This window comes from Pseudomonas sp. PS01270 (assembly GCF_029959775.1).
GTDB lineage: Bacteria > Pseudomonadota > Gammaproteobacteria > Pseudomonadales > Pseudomonadaceae > Aquipseudomonas > Aquipseudomonas atacamensis.
Genome location: NZ_JASCPT010000109.1, coordinates 1 through 17994, shown reverse-complemented (window position 1 = coordinate 17994; position 17994 = coordinate 1). Strand labels below are relative to the sequence as shown.

At 60.6% G+C, this 17994-nt stretch carries 16 protein-coding genes; 7 read left to right on the top strand and 9 right to left on the bottom strand.

Going from position 1 to position 17994, the window contains the following annotated elements; genetic code table 11:
- Window positions 1–250: 250 nt before the first annotated feature.
- From QMX86_RS22445 to QMX86_RS22425, 5 genes are all read left to right on the top strand, one after another.
- Window positions 251–1678: a di-heme oxidoredictase family protein gene (locus QMX86_RS22445; RefSeq protein ID WP_273528042.1), complete on the top strand. Its 1428-nt coding sequence runs from the start codon at window positions 251–253 to the stop codon at window positions 1676–1678.
- A gap of 27 nt (window positions 1679–1705) precedes the next feature.
- A complete protein-coding gene (locus QMX86_RS22440) occupies window positions 1706–2770 on the top strand; it encodes an imelysin family protein (protein WP_024014143.1) in 1065 nt (354 codons plus the stop codon).
- Between the two features lie 14 nt (window positions 2771–2784).
- Window positions 2785–3885 (top strand): DUF1513 domain-containing protein, encoded by a 1101-nt coding sequence (locus QMX86_RS22435; protein WP_071173419.1) that lies wholly within the window; start codon window positions 2785–2787, stop codon window positions 3883–3885.
- 256 nt (window positions 3886–4141) lie between these two features.
- The gene (locus QMX86_RS22430) at window positions 4142–5290 is read left to right on the top strand and encodes an efflux RND transporter periplasmic adaptor subunit (RefSeq protein ID WP_282386536.1); all 1149 of its coding nucleotides are present in this window, start codon (window positions 4142–4144) and stop codon (window positions 5288–5290) included.
- 13 nt (window positions 5291–5303) lie between these two features.
- The gene (locus QMX86_RS22425) at window positions 5304–8330 is read left to right on the top strand and encodes a multidrug efflux RND transporter permease subunit (RefSeq protein ID WP_016773425.1); all 3027 of its coding nucleotides are present in this window, start codon (window positions 5304–5306) and stop codon (window positions 8328–8330) included.
- Window positions 8331–8584: 254 nt separating this feature from the next.
- On the opposite strand, the gene QMX86_RS22420 is transcribed toward QMX86_RS22425, so the two are convergent.
- The 5 genes from QMX86_RS22420 to colR form a co-directional block, all read right to left on the bottom strand.
- On the bottom strand, window positions 8585–8812 hold the full coding sequence (locus QMX86_RS22420; RefSeq protein ID WP_282386534.1) for a hypothetical protein: 228 nt from the start codon (window positions 8810–8812) through the stop codon (window positions 8585–8587).
- Window positions 8813–8814: 2 nt separating this feature from the next.
- The gene (locus tag QMX86_RS22415) at window positions 8815–9531 is read right to left on the bottom strand and encodes a lipopolysaccharide kinase InaA family protein (protein ID WP_024014147.1); all 717 of its coding nucleotides are present in this window, start codon (window positions 9529–9531) and stop codon (window positions 8815–8817) included.
- 3 nt (window positions 9532–9534) lie between these two features.
- The gene (locus tag QMX86_RS22410; protein ID WP_110646279.1) at window positions 9535–10203 is read right to left on the bottom strand and encodes a class I SAM-dependent methyltransferase; all 669 of its coding nucleotides are present in this window, start codon (window positions 10201–10203) and stop codon (window positions 9535–9537) included.
- A gap of 149 nt (window positions 10204–10352) precedes the next feature.
- Window positions 10353–11636 (bottom strand): HAMP domain-containing sensor histidine kinase, encoded by a 1284-nt coding sequence (locus QMX86_RS22405; protein ID WP_110646244.1) that lies wholly within the window; start codon window positions 11634–11636, stop codon window positions 10353–10355.
- The gene (colR, locus tag QMX86_RS22400) at window positions 11626–12309 is read right to left on the bottom strand and encodes a two-component system response regulator ColR (RefSeq protein ID WP_016773421.1); all 684 of its coding nucleotides are present in this window, start codon (window positions 12307–12309) and stop codon (window positions 11626–11628) included. The genes QMX86_RS22405 and colR overlap by 11 nt, the downstream gene beginning before the upstream one ends.
- A 209-nt stretch (window positions 12310–12518) precedes the next feature.
- Here colR and QMX86_RS22395 point away from each other — a divergent pair, with 209 nt between their 5' ends.
- Window positions 12519–13262 carry a phosphatase PAP2 family protein gene (locus tag QMX86_RS22395; protein WP_282387401.1) on the top strand — a complete coding sequence of 248 codons (744 nt, stop codon included), beginning with the start codon at window positions 12519–12521 and terminating at the stop codon, window positions 13260–13262.
- 187 nt (window positions 13263–13449) lie between these two features.
- Here QMX86_RS22395 and groL read toward each other — a convergent pair whose 3' ends face one another.
- The 4 genes from groL to QMX86_RS22375 all read right to left on the bottom strand — a co-directional run bounded on the left by groL (window position 13450) and on the right by QMX86_RS22375 (window position 16973).
- Complete coding sequence (gene groL / locus QMX86_RS22390) at window positions 13450–15096, bottom strand: chaperonin GroEL (protein WP_016773419.1); 1647 nt, start codon at window positions 15094–15096, stop codon at window positions 13450–13452.
- Between the two features lie 50 nt (window positions 15097–15146).
- Complete coding sequence (locus QMX86_RS22385; protein WP_007916610.1) at window positions 15147–15440, bottom strand: co-chaperone GroES; 294 nt, start codon at window positions 15438–15440, stop codon at window positions 15147–15149.
- A 259-nt stretch (window positions 15441–15699) separates the two neighbouring features.
- Window positions 15700–16176, bottom strand: coding sequence for an FxsA family protein (locus QMX86_RS22380; protein ID WP_016773418.1), 477 nt, complete (start codon window positions 16174–16176; stop codon window positions 15700–15702).
- 71 nt (window positions 16177–16247) lie between these two features.
- A complete protein-coding gene (locus tag QMX86_RS22375) occupies window positions 16248–16973 on the bottom strand; it encodes a HugZ family protein (RefSeq protein ID WP_282387405.1) in 726 nt (241 codons plus the stop codon).
- A 163-nt stretch (window positions 16974–17136) separates the two neighbouring features.
- Between QMX86_RS22375 and QMX86_RS22370 the strand changes: the two genes are divergently transcribed.
- Window positions 17137–17895, top strand: coding sequence for an SDR family oxidoreductase (locus QMX86_RS22370; RefSeq protein ID WP_016773416.1), 759 nt, complete (start codon window positions 17137–17139; stop codon window positions 17893–17895).
- The last annotated feature ends 99 nt before the right edge of the window (window positions 17896–17994 follow it).

Genomic DNA, 17994 nt, shown 5'->3' with positions numbered 1-17994 from the left:
ACCTTCGGGTCGCCTTTTTCATTATTGGCACACCACTATCCCTGTGGGAGCGAGCCTGCTCGCGAAGGCTTGATCCGGCGCAGCATTTTCAGCGCGTCTGGCGTCGCTTTCGCGAGCAGGCTCGCTCCCACAGTGTTGGTATGCGCTTCAAGGCTTGCGCGATATCAAGCAAACGATAATTCCTCTTATTCAAACTCCCCCGCCCTGTTAGACTTTGCGCCTTTGTTTTCGCCCGTTTGCAGGATGTCTGATGCTGTCGTTGCCGCTTCGCTTGTCCGCACTGTTGCTGGCCCTGGGCCTGAGTGCCTGCGATGACGCCCCGCGTTTCACCAAGGCCGAGCCGGGGGAAGCGCGTTCGGGCGGTGCGGCGACTGTGCGCAAGAGCGATCAGAACGCCTTCTCCCTGCCATCGGCCAACCTGCCGCCGTCGCGGCGCGTGGACTTCAGTGTCGGCAACAGTTTCTTTCGCAGCCCGTGGGTGATCGCGCCGTCGACCACCACGGCGCGCGACGGCCTCGGCCCGCTGTTCAATACCAACGCCTGCCAGAACTGCCACATCAAGGACGGTCGCGGGCATCCGCCGGCACCTGATGCAAGCAATGCAGTGTCGATGCTGGTGCGCCTGTCGATTCCCGACGCGCCGCAATACGCCAAAGTCATCGAACAGCTCGGCGTAGTGCCGGAGCCGGTGTATGGCGGGCAATTCCAGGACATGGCCGTGCCCGGCGTCGCCCCGGAAGGCAAGGTGCGGGTCGACTACACGCCGGTGCCGGTACGCTTCAAGGACGGCACTGAAGTCGAGCTGCGCAAACCGACCCTGCAGATCACTCAACTCGGTTACGGCCCGATGCACCCGGACACGCGTTTTTCCGCGCGGGTGGCGCCGCCGATGATTGGTCTGGGCCTGCTCGAAGCCATCCCTGAGCAAGCGATCCTCGCCAACGCTGCCGCGCAAGCCAAGGAGAACAACGGCATCAACGGCCGGCCCAACCAGGTCTGGGATGACCAGTTGCAGAAAACCGTCATCGGCCGGTTCGGCTGGAAAGCCGGGCAGCCGAATCTCAATCAGCAGAACGTTCACGCATTCTCCGGTGACATGGGCCTGACCACCAGCCTGCGGCCGTTCGACGATTGCACCGAGGCGCAGACTGCCTGCAAACAGGCGCCGAACGGTAATGGCCCGGATGGTGAACCGGAGGTGAGCGACAACATCCTGCGTCTGGTGCTGTTCTACAGCCGCAATCTCGCAGTGCCGGCGCGCCGTGGCGTCAACGATCCACAGGTGCTGGCCGGCAAGAATCTGTTTTTCCAGGCCGGTTGCCAGTCGTGCCACACGCCGAAATACACCACCGCCGCCGATGCCGCCGAACCGGAATTGGCCAATCAGGTGATTCGTCCATACAGCGACTTGCTGCTGCATGACATGGGCGAAGGTCTGGCGGACAACCGCACCGAATTTCAGGCCTCCGGCCGCGACTGGCGCACGCCGCCGTTGTGGGGGATCGGCCTGACGCAAGCGGTCAGCGGTCACACCCAGTTTTTGCATGACGGTCGCGCACGCAACCTGCTCGAAGCGGTGCTCTGGCATGGCGGCGAAGCGACGGCGGCGCAGCAACAGGTTTTGTCTTTCAATGCCGAGCAGCGCGCTGCGTTGCTGGCGTTTCTGAACTCACTTTAAATACTGAAAAAACATCGGGAGCCCGACATGTTCCGTCCCAAGTTACTGTTCACCAGCCTTGCCGCGCTCGCCCTCGGCGCCTGCTCGCCGCAGGACCCGCAAGCGGTCACTTCGGCGGCGATCGCCAAATCGGTGATCCTGCCGACCTACACCCGTTGGGTCGAAGCCGACCGGCAACTGGCGGTCAGCGCCCTCGCCTATTGCCAGGGCAAGGAAAGCCTGGAAACTGCCCGTGCCGATTTCCTTCACGCGCAGAAAGCCTGGGCCGAACTGCAACCGCTGCTGATCGGTCCGCTGGCCGAAGGCAATCGTTCGTGGCAAGTGCAGTTCTGGCCGGACAAGAAAAACCTCGTCGGCCGTCAGGTCGAGCAACTGGTCGTCGCCCAGCCGCAGATCGACGCCGCCGCGCTGGCCAAATCCAGCGTCGTGGTGCAGGGACTGTCGGCTTACGAATACATCCTCTTCGACGCCAAGCCTGACGTCGCCAACGATGCGCAGAAAGCCAAATACTGCCCGCTGCTGATCGCCATCGGCGAACGCCAGAAGCAACTGGCCGAAGAGATCCTGCAGGGCTGGAACAATACCGACGGCATGCTCGCGCAGATGAGCAAGTTCCCTAACCAGCGCTACGCCGACTCCCACGAAGCGATCGCCGATCTGCTGCGCGTACAAGTGACGGCACTGGATACCCTGAAGAAAAAACTCGGCACGCCGATGGGCCGCCAGAGCAAAGGCGTGCCGCAGCCATTCCAGGCGGATGCGTGGCGCAGCCAGTCGTCGCTGACCGCACTGGAAGCCAGCCTTGCCGCCGCCAAAACCGTCTGGGAAGGCGTCGACAACAAAGGCCTGCGCGGTCTGCTGCCGGCCGAGCAGAAGCCGTTGGCCGACAAGATCGATGCCGCTTACGCCGCTTCGCTGAAACTGTTCGACAGCACCCAGCGTTCGCTCGGCGAAATGCTTGAAGACGACGCCGGTCGCCAGCAACTCAACGACATCTACGACAGCCTCAACGTCGTCCATCGCCTGCACGAAGGCGAACTGGCCAAGGCGCTGGGCATCCAACTGGGCTTCAACGCCAACGACGGTGACTGATGAGGGCGAGTGCCATGCTGCGACGTCAGGTTCTGACTTTAGGTAGTGCACTGCTGGGAGCAGTGACGCTGGGCGGCTGGACGCTGTTCAAACGCAAGGATCAGAGCCCGCTGCTGCTGTCGGCGCGTGACGATACTGACGGCAAGCATTACGCCGTCGGCTATCGGCTCGACGGTACGCGGGTGTTCGCCACCCACGTCGGCCAGCGTTGTCACGACATCATCAATCATCCGACGCAGCCGCTGGCGCTGTTCGTTGCGCGACGTCCGGGAACCGAGAGTTACCTGATCGACCTGCGCGACGGCACGTTGCTGCAGACCGTGACCTCGCAGCCGAACCGGCACTTCTATGGCCACGCCGTGGTGCACAAGGACGGCGAATACCTGTACGCCACCGAGAACGATACGAGCGATCCCGGGCGTGGCCTGCTCGGCGTGTACAAGTTCGAAGGCGAGCGGCTGGTGCACACGGGCGAGATTTCCACCCATGGCCTCGGCCCGCATCAGGTGTCGTGGATGCCCGACGGCGAGACGCTGGTGGTGGCCAACGGCGGGATTCGCACCGAGGCGGAGAGCCGCGTCGATATGAACCTTAACGCCATGGAGCCAAGCCTGGTGCTGATGCAGCGCGACGGCACATTGCTGAGCAAGGAAACCCTCGCCCAGCAGATGAACAGCGTGCGCCACCTGGGCATCGCCAGTGACGGTACCATCGTCGCCGGCCAGCAATTCATGGGGCCGTCCCACGAGCGCTCGGAGCTGTTGGCGATCAAGCGACCCGGGCAAGCGTTCGTGGCGTTCCCGGTAGCGGAAGATCAGTTGCAGGCGATGGGGCACTACACCGCCAGCGTCGCGGTGCACAGCGACCTGCGTCTGGTCGCGTTGACAGCGCCGCGCGGCAATCGCTTCTTTATCTGGGATCTGGACAGCGGCGAACTGCGCCTCGATGCGCCTTTGCCTGATTGCGCCGGCGTTGGTGCGGTAAAGGATGGCTTTGTCGTGACTTCGGGTCAGGGCCGTTGCCGTTACTACGATTGCCGGCAGGAACAGCTGCTGGCCAAGCCGCTGGAATTGCCGGCGGGGCTCTGGGACAACCATCTGCACTTGATGGCCTGATACCCGCTCATTTTTGAGATGGCCCCCCATCCTGTGGCGAGGGGATTTATCCCCGTTGGGTGGCGCAGCCGCCCTTAAAACTGCAATTGCGGTATGACTGAAGGATTCAGGGGGCCGCTTCGCAGCCCAACGGGGATAAATCCCCTCGCCACAGGGTTCATATCCGGCCTTCACGTAATAACTGCCAGTTGGAATCCCCACCTGACTCGGAGTAATGTGCCCGCCTGTCTCATGATTTATCCAAGGAAATGGAAATATGCTGCGTCGCCGCATGCTGATCATGTTGGGTGTTGTTTTGCTGCTCGTCCTGGTGCTGGGCGGTTATAAAGCCTTTTCGATCTACACGATGATCCAGGGCTTTTCCAAGCCCAAGCCGCCGATCAGTGTCGCCGTGGCCACTGCCGGCGAACAGCCGTGGCAGATGCGCCTGCCCACCGTCGGCACGCTCAAGGCGCTGCAAGGTGTCGATTTGAGTCTGGAAGTCGCCGGCACCGTCACTGAACTCAAATTCGAATCCGGGCAGAAGGTCAAGGCCGGACAGCCGTTGCTGCAACTCGACAGCGCCGTGGAAACCGCCCTGCTCGAAACCGCCAAGGCTGACCTGGGCCTGGCGCAACTGGACTTCGGCCGTGGCGCGCAACTGGTCGACAGCCGCGCGATCTCCAAAGGCGAGTACGACCGCCTCTCCGCCGTGCTGCAAAAGAACAAGGCCACGGTCAATCAGCTCAACGCGTCGCTGGCGAAAAAGCGCATCCTCGCGCCATTCAGCGGCACCATCGGCATCCGTCAGGTCGACGTTGGCGACTACCTCGCCAGCGGTACCAAAATCGCTACGTTGCAGGATTTGAGCAGCCTCTACGCTGACTTCTACGTGCCGGAACAAGCGGTGCCAAAACTCGCTATCGGTCAGCCCGTGCAGTTCACCGTCGCCGCTTATCCGGGGCAGAACTTTGCCGGCAAGATCAGCGCAATCAACCCGATCGTCGAAAGCACCACGCGCAATATCCTCGTCCGCGCCACCCTGGCCAACCCCGACGGCAAGCTGCTGCCGGGCATGTTCGCCAGCCTTGAAGTGCTGCTGCCCGATCCGCAAAAGCACATCGTCGTGCCGGAAAGCGCGATCACCTACACCCTGTACGGCAACTCGGTTTATGTGGTCGGGCAGAAGAAGGCCGAGGACGGCAGCGTCGCCAAGGATGAAAACGGCCAACCGCTGCTGATCGCCGAACGTCGTTTCGTCGAAACCGGTGAACGCCGCGATGGCCTGGTGATGATCAACAAGGGCGTGCAGAGCGGCGAACAAGTGGTGACGGCTGGCCAGATCAAACTGGACAACGGCGCCCACATTGCCATCAGCGACGACAAGACCCTCGGCGAGCAGAACAGTCCGCCTCGCGCCGACTGATCAAGGAATTCCCATGGCTTTTACCGATCCGTTCATCCGCCGCCCGGTGCTCGCCACCGTGGTCAGCCTGCTGATTGTGCTGCTGGGCTTCCAGGCCTGGAGCAAGCTGCCGCTGCGCCAGTACCCACAAATGGAAAACGCCCTGATCACGGTGACCACGGCTTATCCCGGGGCCAACGCCGAAACCATTCAGGGCTACATCACCCAGCCGATGCAACAGAGCCTGGCCAGCGCCGAAGGCATCGATTACATGACCTCGGTCAGCCGGCAGAACTTTTCGGTGATTTCGATCTACGCGCGCATCGGTGCCAACACCGACCGCTTGTTCACCGAACTGCTGGCCAAGGCCAACGAGGTGAAGAACAAGCTGCCGCAGGACGCCGAAGACCCGGTGCTGAGCAAGGAATCCGCCGACGCTTCGGCGCTGATGTACATCAGTTTCTTCAGCAAGGACCTGAGCAACCCGCAGATCACCGACTATCTGTCGCGGGTCATCCAGCCAAAACTGGCGACGCTGCCGGGCATGGCCGAAGCGGAAATTCTCGGCAATCAGGTGTTCGCCATGCGTCTGTGGCTCGACCCGGTGAAACTCGCCGGCTTCGGCCTCAGTGCCGCCGACGTGACCGCTGCGGTGCGCCAGTACAACTTCCTCTCCGCTGCCGGCGAGGTGAAAGGCGAGTACACCGTCACCAGCATCAACGCCAACACCGAACTGAAATCCGCCGAGGCCTTCGCGGCGATTCCGCTCAAGGTCGATGGCGACAGCCGTGTGTTGCTGCGTGATGTCGCGCGGGTGGAAATGGGCGCGGAAAACTACGATTCGATCAGCTCTTTCGGCGGCACGCCGTCGGTGTATATCGGCATCAAGGCCACCCCCGGCGCCAACCCGCTGGACGTGATCAAGGAAGTGCGCAAGCTGATGCCCGAGCTGGAAGCGCAGCTGCCGCCGAACCTGAAAAGCGAAATCGCCTACGACGCGACACTGTTCATTCAGGCCTCCATCGATGAGGTGGTGAAAACCCTGTTCGAAGCGGTGCTGATCGTCATCGTCGTGGTGTTCCTGTTCCTCGGCGCGCTGCGTTCGGTAGTGATCCCGGTGGTGACCATTCCGCTGTCGATGATCGGCGTGATGTTCTTCATGCAGATGATGGGTTACTCGATGAACCTTCTGACGCTGCTGGCCATGGTGCTGGCCATCGGTCTGGTGGTGGACGATGCGATCGTCGTGGTGGAGAACATCCACCGTCATATCGAGGAAGGCAAGACGCCGTTCGATGCCGCCCTGGAAGGCGCGCGGGAAATTGCCATGCCGGTGGTGTCGATGACCATCACTCTGGCGGCGGTGTATGCGCCGATCGGTTTCCTCACCGGGCTGACCGGGGCGTTGTTCAAGGAGTTCGCCCTGACCCTGGCCGGCGCAGTGGTGATTTCCGGCGTCGTCGCCCTGACGCTGTCGCCGATGATGTGCGCGTTTCTGCTGCGCCACGAAGAGAATCCCAGCGGCCTGGCCCATCGTCTCGACCGAGTCTTTGAAGGCCTCAAGCGCCGTTATCAAAGCATGCTCCACGGCACGCTCAATACCCGGCCGGTGGTGCTGGTGTTTGCGGTGATCGTGCTGTGCCTGATTCCGGTGTTTCTCAAGTTCACCAAGTCGGAACTGGCCCCGGACGAGGATCAAGGCATCATTTTCATGATGGCCAGCGCACCGCAGCCGACCAACCTCGACTACCTGAGCACCTACACCGACGAATTCATCACCATCTTCAAGGAGTTTCCCGAGTACTACTCATCGTTCCAGATCAACGGCTACAACGGCGTGCAGGCCGGTATCGGCGGTTTCCTGCTCAAACCTTGGAACGAGCGCAGCCGCACGCAGATGGAAATCCTTCCCGAGGTGCAGAGCAAACTGGAGAGCATTCCCGGCCTGCAGATCTTCGGTTTCAACCTGCCCTCCCTGCCCGGCACCGGTGAGGGTCTGCCCTTCGAATTCGTGGTCAACACGGCCAATGACTACGAGCTGCTGCTGCAAGTCGCCGAGCGCATCGAGAAACGCGCCATGGAGTCAGGCAAGTTCGCCTTCGTCGACCTCGATCTGGCGTTCGACAAGCCGGAAGTAGTCGTGGATATCGACCGCGACAAGGCCGCGCAGATGGGCGTGTCGATGCTCGACCTCGGCAGCACGCTGGCGACCTTGCTCGGCGAGGCGGAAATCAACCGCTTCACCATCGACGGGCGCAGCTACAAGGTCATCGCCCAGGTTGAACGGGCCTACCGCGACAACCCGGACTGGCTGAACAATTACTACGTGAAAAACACCCAGGGCGAATTGCTGCCGCTGTCGACCTTGATCAAGGTCAGCGACCGCGCACGGCCGCGCCAGCTCAATCAGTTCCAGCAGCTCAACGCGGCGAAGATTTCCGGTTTCCCGCTGGTGAGCATGGGCGAAGCCATCGACACCGTGCTGCAGATTGCCCGCGAAGAAGCACCGGCCGGGTTTGCCTTCGACTACGGCGGTGCCTCGCGCCAGTACGTGCAGGAAGGCAGCGCATTGTGGGTCACGTTTGCCCTGGCGCTGGCGATCATCTTTCTGGTGCTGGCCGCACAGTTCGAAAGCTTCCGCGATCCGCTGGTGATTCTGGTGACCGTACCGCTGTCGATCTGCGGCGCGCTGATCCCGTTGTTCCTCGGCTGGTCGAGCATGAACATCTACACCCAGGTCGGGCTGGTGACGCTGATCGGCCTGATCAGCAAGCACGGCATCCTGATCGTCGAATTCGCCAACCAGTTGCGCAAGGACAAGGGCCTGAGCGCCCGTGAAGCGGTGGAGGAAGCAGCGGCGATTCGCTTGCGCCCGGTGCTGATGACAACGGCGGCAATGGTGTTCGGCATGGTGCCGCTGATTCTGGCCACCGGCGCGGGCGCCGTGAGCCGCTTTGATATCGGCATGGTGATTGCGACGGGGATGTCGATCGGCACGTTGTTTACGCTGTTCGTGCTGCCGTGTGTTTACACCTTCCTCGCTAAGCCAGATGCCAGATAATGCACATTTCCCTGTGGGAGCGAGCCTGCTCGCGAATGCGGTATTTTGATCGTTCCCACGCTCTGCGTGGGAATGCAGCTCGGGACGCTCCGCGTCCCATTGGAACGCGGAGCGTCCTTTGAGGCGTTCCCACGCAGAGCGTAGGAACGATCAAGCAAGATCAAAAGATCGCAGCCTTCGCCAGCTCCTACACAATTCGTATTCCAAAAAAAGGCCTCGCAACTGCGAGGCCTTTCATTTGGGCTTGAATCGTTTCAACTGGCTGGCCTCATTCCCTGAGACAGTCCGAACATGAACAACAGCAAATCATGATCGGGCTGGGTCGCCACGGAGGCTTTCGCCACCCGTGGAACCGAACAATGAGCGCCGTTCCCGGACGCTCCTATGACCTGCATGCGCGGCTGCTCCCAGGCAGCCACCGCCAGTGAAGCAACTGCCAAGGCCCCGATCAGGAACAAACCTCGTGCAATTTCGAGTTTCATCGCTATAAACCTTTGATAGCGCTGCCAAACGCCGTCTCATAAAAGTAGACGAGTTTTTTCCAGTCGGCATCGCGGAACGACGAATGGCGACGCAGTTGCTTCATGTCATGCTGCGCGGCGCGATAGGGTGTCAGACGCTGACGGCACTTCTCCAGATCGATCAACGCCACTTCAACCTGCGCCGCTTCACCTTCACCGGTGACGCGCACGAAAACGTGTTTGATGTAGATGCAGCTGTGCTGCCAGCGGCCCTTGTGCATGCGCGCCAGGTTCTCGGCGAGGTCCTTGAGGACTTTCTCGTAGACCACGTCGCCACATTGATCGCGACCACCGGCAGCGGCCAGCCAGTGTTCCAGTTCCTGGAAACCGTCGAGGGATTTGGTGACGAGCAGCGCGCGCCACTTGTGTTGCGGATCCGGTTGCGCGCCGCAAAAAACGATCTGCGGAACACGCACGCCGAGTTTGCTTACGCCGGTCAGCGCATCGAGTTCACGCAATACGGTCGGGCGACCGAAGGGGTGCAACCAACTGCGATAGATGTGCCCGGTCTGGCGCTTGGCGTACAAGAGCTGACCGTCACGGTCGACTATGCGCTGTACACCGCTTTCGCCACCGCGGCGCACATTGGGCTCTTCAACCCATTCGCCGCGCTGGTTCCAGTAATAATCGAAACGATCCTGGGGAGCGACATCCGCTTCAACCGCTGCTTGCACTGCCATCCTCTACCTCTTGCGTAATACGTAAACTCGCCACATCGCATAGAGCGGTATGAAGTCCAGTTGTTCCTGAATGCGGAAACCCGCCTGTTCAAATTCTTTCTCGATCATTGCCGCCGGAATCAGAAATCGATTCTGGTAATCATGACTTGGCCGATCCCGCTCGGCGCGCTTGCGCTTCCAGGCCTTGAAATTGCCGTCAACCCACAACGAAACAATCACGCTGTCACGGGTCACCCGCTCGAACTCGCGCAGGATCACCCGACGGTGCTCGGCCTCGCCGATGTGGTGCAACAGACGCATGCAAAAGATGCTGTCGACCGAGTTATCCGGCAGAGCGATATCGAATGCCGAGGTGTGCAGCGGTTGTACACGCTTGACCACATCGGCCGGTTGTCCCTGCAGCGCGGTCTTGATCATCGACTCGGAATTGTCCGCGCCGATGATCACCCGGTTGGGCTTCTCCGCGAGCATTGGCCAGAAACGCCCGGCACCGCAGGGCAGATCCAGCACCAGCCCTGGATCTCCCGCCAGCGCCAAGGCCTTGCGACCGACTTGCTCATCGCGCCAGTGCGACAGGCGGCGACCGAGGCTTTGCTGGTGCTTGCGCAGATATCGTTGTGCGTGTTGGTCGTCGTACTTTTCGGAAAAATCGAGCTTGATCGGGCCGGCCATCATCTGGACTCCTGTTCTGATGACGCCACCTTAAGCAGCGGCGTGTCAGCGTCAGGTCATCCAATTGTGAAAATTCTGTCAGGTAAATCTGCAAAGTATTACAACGTTATACAGGATTTAGACAGGTGGGCGGGAGTAGCCTCGAGCCACTATTTGCTGGCATTCACGCCAAGATCTACCTCGAATCGGCAGCCATTGGGCTCCATCGTGCTCAAACTGACCGTCCAGCCCTGGTTTTCGCAGATGCGCTGGACCAGCGACAGGCCCAGGCCGAGACCCTCGCCACGTTTCTCGCTACCGCGCACAAACGGTTCGAACATCGCCTCGCGTTTTTCCTCGGGAATACCTACCCCCGAGTCCTCGACGACAAAACCGTTGGCAGTGAGGGTAAGGCGAATAAAACCCTCTTCGGTGTAATGCAGTGCGTTACGCAGCAAGTTGCCCATCACCGCATTGAGCAAGGTCGCGTTGTAACGTGTGTCCGGTGGATCGCCCGGCTCGAACATCAGCTTCAGGCCCTTGCGCTCGATCGGCTCGCGCCACAGGCACAGCAGGCTCTCGGCGACTTGCGTGAGGTTCTGCTGCGGCGCGGCGCCAGCCTCTTCGTTCTGTGCGCGCGCCAGCATCAGGAAGGTCTGCACCAGTTCGCGCATCTCCTCGCTCGCCCGGGCAATGCGCTCGACCTGGGCGCGACCGCGCTGATCGAGACCGGGGTTTTCCAGCAGCAGTTCGCAGGAACTGGCGAGGACCATCAGCGGCGTGCGCAATTCGTGGCTGACGTCGCTGGTGAACAAACGCTCGCGGTTCAGCGCCTGACGCAAGCGCCCCAGCGTGGCATCGAACGCCACCGCCAGTTCACCGACTTCATCCGCTGCATAATCCGGCGCCAGGGGCGGCGCCAGCCCGAGCAACTGGTCGCGATGCCGGACCTGCCGCGCCAGGCGCACCACCGGCGCCATCACCTTGCGCGCGAGCACCCAGCCCAGGAACACCGCCAGCGCCAGACTGAGCACGAAGCCCACCAGCACCACGGCAAACAGCACGCGCTCGCGCTCTTCGAAATCACTTTGATCCTGCAGCAAGACATAACGCCGACCATCCACCACTTCGACCATGGCGTGATAGGACAGCTGCTCGCGAAAGACCTCGTGGAAACCGGCATCGAGGTGACGCAGATCCTTGGGCAGGTCGAAATCCCCCGGCCCGCCGCTGAAATAGAACAGCTGATCCGGCTCGGGGCGATGGCTCCAGTCGGAGACGTTGTCCATCAGCAGCAAGCGTTGCAGGTCGCCACCCAGCCCTGCGGAAATCAGTTTCTCTTCCACCAGGTGCACCGTCGCAACGATGCCCATGGCGAAAGCGCCGGCGACCAGTGCGCTCATCAGCGCAAAGGCGATGATGATCCGCTGGGAAAGACTCTGCTTAAACTCCATCTCGCCCCTCGGCCAAGCGATAACCGACACCGTGCACGGTGTGCAGCAGTGGCTTGGCGAATGGCTTGTCGATCACCTGGCGCAATTGGTGAACATGGCTGCGCAGGCTGTCGCTGTCGGGGCAGTCATCGCCCCACAGCGCTTCCTCGAGAATCTCCCGACGCAGCACGTGCGGACTCTTCTGCATCAACACCGCGAGCAGCTTGAGACCGACCGGGTTGAGCTTGAGCAGCTTGCCTTCGCGGGTCACTTCCAGGGTGTCGAGGTCGTAGCTCAGATCACCGACCTGCAATGCGCGGCGACCGCCGCCCTGCGCACGACGCATGACCGCTTCGACGCGGGCGGCCAGTTCGGACAGCGCGAACGGTTTGATCAGGTAATCGTCGGCGCCGGACTTGAAGCCCTGCAGACGGTCGTCGAGTTGGTCACGGGCGGTCAGCATGATCACCGGCGTATCACGCCGGGCGTCTTCACGCAGGCGCTTGCACAAGGTGTAGCCGTCGATGCCGGGCAGCATGATGTCGAGCACGATCAGGTCGTAATGCTCGGTCGCCGCCAGATGCAGACCGGACAAGCCGTCTTGTGCGCAATCGACGGTATAGCCTTTCATGCCCAGGTAATCGGCCAGATTGGCCAGGATGTCACGGTTGTCTTCGACCAGCAGAATTCGCATGGACATCTCCTCCGAACGGGGTAACGGCCGTCTTGGCCCGCGCAGCTTACGGCCAAGTGTGGCTCAGGGCTAGGGGCGTTTTTCGATAAACCTGCGCTGCGCGCGCTGCGACGTTTTTTTCACTTTCGGTTAACAAATCGCCGACGCCAGCGCGCGCAGACTCCGCGCGATTACGCTCTCTCCTCCGTTCATCGACCAAGGAACCTGCCATGGTGCCGACCTCTGCCCTTCCCGCTTCAAGACCGCTCAACTGGTGGTTGTGTCTGGGCATTCCCGCAGCGGCGGCGATCATTCTGCTGTTGCTCGAACTGACCGATCTGGACATGGCTCTGGCGCAAATGTTCTACGACCCGGTCGCGGGGGATTTCATCGGGCGGCACAGCTATTTTCTTGAAGACATCCTGCATGACCGGGCGAAACAGCTGGTGATCGGCTTCTCGGTGTTTGCCATTCTGGGTTTCATCGGCGCGTTTTTCATCGAACGGCTGAAACCGTTCAAGCGCGAACTCGGTTGCCTGGTGCTGTCGCTGGGGCTGGCGACTTCGTTTGTCACTCCAGTCAAAGCCGTCACTGCCGTGCAATGCCCGTGGAGCCTGGAGCAATTCGGCGGTCACGAGACCTACAGCAAACTGATGGAGCATCGCCCCGCCACGGACAAGCCGGGACGTTGCTGGCCGGGTGGCCATGCGGCAACCGGGTTTACGTTGTTTGCGTTGTTCTTCGTGTTGCGTGACCGCCGCCCGCGACTGGCGCGGCAGGCGTTTGTGTTCGCCTTTGCGCTGGGCTCGGTATTCTCGATCAGCCGCATGATGCAGGGCGCGCACTTCTTTTCGCACAACGTGTGGACGGCGATTTTTTGCTGGCTGATTTGTCTGGGGGCTTATTACTGGGTGCTGTATCGCCCGGCTGGCAAGACTTCGACGGCGATGAACACACAGCCGATCAACGCCTGAAATAAACAACCTGTGGGAGCGAGCCTGCTCGCGAATTGGCGGCTCAACTGGCTTGCATGTCGGATGACAGACCGCTTTCGCGAGCAAGCTCGCTCCCACATTGGTTCGGGTGGATGCTGAACTTGGGCAATAAAAAACCCCGCTGACTTTCGCCAGCGGGGTTTAGCGTTACAGGGCCAGGGCTGGCTTACATCATGCCGCCCATGCCACCCATGCCGCCCATGTCTGGCATACCGCCGCCAGCTGCACCTTCTTTCTTCGGTGCGTCGGCAACCGCTGCTTCGGTGGTCAGGATCAGACCGCCGATGGAGGCTGCAGCTTGCAGAGCCGAACGGGTTACCTTGGTTGGGTCCAGGATACCCATTTCGATCATGTCGCCGTATTCGCCGGAAGCAGCGTTGTAACCGAAGTTACCTTTGCCGTTCTTCACTTCGTTGACGACTACGCTTGGCTCGTCACCGGAGTTGGCAGCGATCTGACGCAGCGGCGCTTCAACAGCGCGACGCAGCACAGCGATACCGACGTTCTGGTCAGCGTTGTCGCCGGTCAGCTCGGTCAGTGCTTCCAGAGCACGGATCAGCGCCACGCCACCGCCAGGTACCACGCCTTCTTCAACGGCTGCGCGGGTTGCGTGCAGGGCGTCTTCAACACGGGCTTTCTTCTCTTTCATTTCAACTTCGGAACCAGCGCCAACCTTGATCACTGCAACGCCGCCGGACAGCTTGGCCAGACGCTCTTGCAGTTTTTCACGGTCGTAGTCCGAGGAAGTTTCGGCAACCTGGGCGCGGATCTGAGCGATACGGCCTTCGATGTCTGCCTGCACGCCAGCACCGTCAACGATGATGGTGTTTTCCTTGGACAGGGTGACGCGCTTGGCGTTACCCAGGTGCTCCAGGGTGGTGCTTTCCAGGCTCAGACCGATCTCTTCGGAGATAACGGTACCGCCGGTCAGAACAGCGATGTCCTGCAGCATGGCCTTGCGACGGTCGCCGAAGCCCGGTGCCTTGACGGCAGCGACTTTGACGATGCCACGCATGTTGTTCACAACCAGAGTCGCCAGGGCTTCGCCTTCAACGTCTTCGGCCACGATCAGCAGTGGGCGGCCGGCTTTGGCAACGGCTTCCAGCACTGGCAGCATTTCGCGGATGTTCGAGATCTTCTTGTCGACCAGCAGGATCAGCGGGCCGTCGAGCTCGGCAACCATGGTGTCCGGCTTGTTGACGAAGTATGGCGACAGGTAGCCACGGTCGAACTGCATGCCTTCTACAACCGACAGTTCGTTTTCCAGGCCCGAGCCTTCTTCAACGGTGATCACGCCTTCTTTACCGACTTTTTCCATGGCTTCGGCAATGATGTCGCCGATGGAGTTGTCGGAGTTGGCCGAGATGGTGCCGACCTGAGCGATGGCTTTGAAGTCAGCGCATGGCTTGGACAGGGCTTTGAGCTCTTTGACAATGGCGATGGTCGCCTTGTCGATACCGCGTTTCAGGTCCATCGGGTTCATGCCGGCAGCGACGGCTTTCAGGCCTTCGTTGACGATCGACTGAGCCAGAACGGTAGCGGTGGTAGTACCGTCACCAGCGTCATCGTTGGCACGGGAGGCAACGTCTTTGACCAGCTGCGCGCCCATGTTTTCGAAGCGGTCATCCAGTTCGATTTCTTTGGCGACGGAAACGCCGTCCTTGGTGATGGTCGGAGCGCCGAAGCTCTTCTCGATAACCACGTTACGGCCTTTCGGGCCCAGGGTCGCTTTTACCGCGTCAGCCAGAACGTTGACGCCTTTGAGCATCTTGGTACGGGCGGCATCGCCGAACTTAACTTCTTTAGCAGCCATGATCGATATTCCTTAAATACTTTGTAGTAGCGGGAAAATGAACGGGGATATCAGCCTTCGATAACCGCGAGGATTTCGTTCTCGCTCATTACCAGCAGGTCTTCGCCATCGACTTTCACAGTGTTGCTGCCGGAGTAAGGACCGAACACAACCTTGTCGCCTTCCTTCACGGACAGTGCACGCACTTCACCGTTTTCCAGAGCTTTGCCCGGGCCTACAGCGAGAATCACACCGTGGTTGGCTTTTTCAGCAGCCGAACCTGGCAGGACGATACCGCCAGCGGTTTTCTTTTCTTCTTCGCTGCGACGGATGACGACGCGGTCATGCAGAGGACGAAGCTTCATTGTCGATCTCTCCTAATTGTGGTTTTCATCGGCCGGTGTAGTCCCGGCGGGTTTAACGAATCCGGCCTGCGCCGGTTGCGGTCCGTCGAGCGAACCGCGCAAGTCTGTCCGGTTTGAATACCGGAAACCTTTCGGTGACCGATACATAGGGGCGTACAAGCCGATTACAAGGGCTGGCGGAAAAAATTTTTCATCGCCACCCAGTAAAAAAGCGCCATAAACGAGCACGGCACCCGCAGGTGCCGTGTCGATGCTGATGTCACTTGTTGTCGCGGTGTTCGAACTCGCCTTCGATCACATTCGGCTCTCGACCGAGCGGCTCGCGCGGGGCCGGGCCGCCACGGGGTTGCAGGTCGTCGGCGAAGGCACGCTGGCGCATCGCCTGGTCTTCAGCACGCTGGCGCATCTTGTTCGCCAGCAGACGACGGGTGACCGGCAACAACATCACCAGACCGACCACGTCACTGATGAAGCCGGGAATGATCAACAGGCCACCGGCCAGTGCCAGCATCAGGCCTTCGAGCATGGTCTGCGCGGGCAATTCGCCGCGATTCAGGCTTTCCCGGGCACGCAATGCGGTGGCCAGACCGGCGACGCGCAGCACGAACACACCGAACATCGAGCCGAGAATGATCAGCAGCAGGGCCGGGAAGAACCCAATAGAGCCTGCCACTTTGACGAATACGAACAGCTCCAGCACTGGAAACAGCAGAAAGAGCAACAGAAAAGGGCGCATCAATGTTTCCTCAACGCAAGAAATGCCTTGCAGTAAGCCTTAGATGACGTCGCCCTTGCGTGAATTCAAGCTTAACTTTGCGCTTTTTTTGGCCAGGACTGGGCGTGAGCCAGAGAAACCAAGGCCTCGCGCACTTGTGTCGGCGTATTACATGGCGCCGCGAAGGGCAACCAATAGACGGCCTGACCAATGCGCAGGTGCATGCCTTCGCTGTCGATCCCGGCCAGTTGCGCCGGCGTGCTGTTGGGCAGCCCGGCGAGCGCGACGTAATGGGCGATGGCCTTGGCGTGATCGCTGTTCATGTGCTCGACCATGCTGATTTCCGCCTTGCCGGCGAACGGGTTGGCCAAGGTCAGATCGTCGATCCAGTGGATCGCGCCAAACCCGCCGATGTAACGATGGCGCACCGGATCGAGCACCCAGAAATCGAAATCGTGGGCCTGGTGATAATTCTGCGAGTCGGGGAAGTAGCGGTAATAACGCTCGGCGGCGGCCTCGATGGCTGCCGGGTCTTCGAGCTTCTGCGCATGGGCCAGATAAGTCAGCCGCCCGACCGCCTGCACATCGTCGGCCTCGCGCTCGCCCACCAGCATCGAGCACTTCGGATCTTTCTGCAGGTTATGCGTGTGCTGGGCGATGCGGCTGATCAGGATCAGCGGCCGGCCCTGCTCATCCAGGCAATACGGCACGACGGAGCCAAAGGGAAAACCCGGCATCGATTTGGAGTGGGTCGACAGCACTCCACGGTATTCCTTGAGAAGCAATTCTCGGGCATTCTTCGCCACTTCAGCGCTCAATTTGTGACTCCTTAAATGGGTTCCGTCTAGAAAACGGACAGGCGCGCAGCGAAAAGTAACCGGCGCGCATCGGGCAAATGTTCGTGTGCAACCAGGCCTGACCGGTGCCGATCGAGCGTTGCCGACAACAAAAACAACTCAGACCTGCCAGCGGGACATGCGAATGCAACTCAACGACAAAGTAATCATTATCACCGGCGGTTGCCAGGGTTTGGGCCGTTCCATGGCCGAGTATTTCGCCGGCAAGGGCGCGAAGCTGGCCTTGGTCGATCTGAATCAGGAAAAACTCGACGACGCCGTGGCCGCCTGCAAAGCCAAAGGTGTCGAAGCGCGCAGCTACCTGTGCAACGTCGCCAATGAAGAACAGGTCGAGCACATGGTCGCGCAAGTGGCCGAAGACTTCGGCGCCATCCACGGCCTGATCAACAACGCCGGGATCCTGCGCGATGGTCTGCTGCTGAAGGTCAAGGACGGTGAGATGACCAAGATGAGCCTGGCCCAGTGGCAGGCGGTGATCGACGTCAACCTGACCGGCGTGTTCCTCTGCACCCGTGAAGTCGCAGCGAAAATGGTCGAGCTGAAGAACAGCGGTGCGATCATCAACATTTCGTCGATCTCCCGTGCGGGCAACGTCGGCCAGACCAACTATTCCGCAGCCAAGGCCGGCGTCGCAGCGGCGACCGTGACCTGGGCGAAGGAGCTGGCGCGTTACGGCATTCGTGTCGCGGGCATCGCACCGGGCTTCATCGAAACCGAGATGACCCTGGGCATGAAGCCGGAAGCGCTGGAAAAGATGACGTCGGGCATTCCGCTCAAGCGCATGGGCAAGCCTGAGGAGATCGCCCATTCGGCGGCGTATATCTTCGAAAACGACTACTACACCGGGCGGATTCTGGAGATGGATGGCGGCTTGCGGATCTGACTGCCAACACAAAACAACTGTGGGAGCGAGCCTGCTCGCGAAAGCGGTGGGTCAGCCAACATCTTCGTTGACTGACACTCCCTCTTCGCGAGCAGGCTC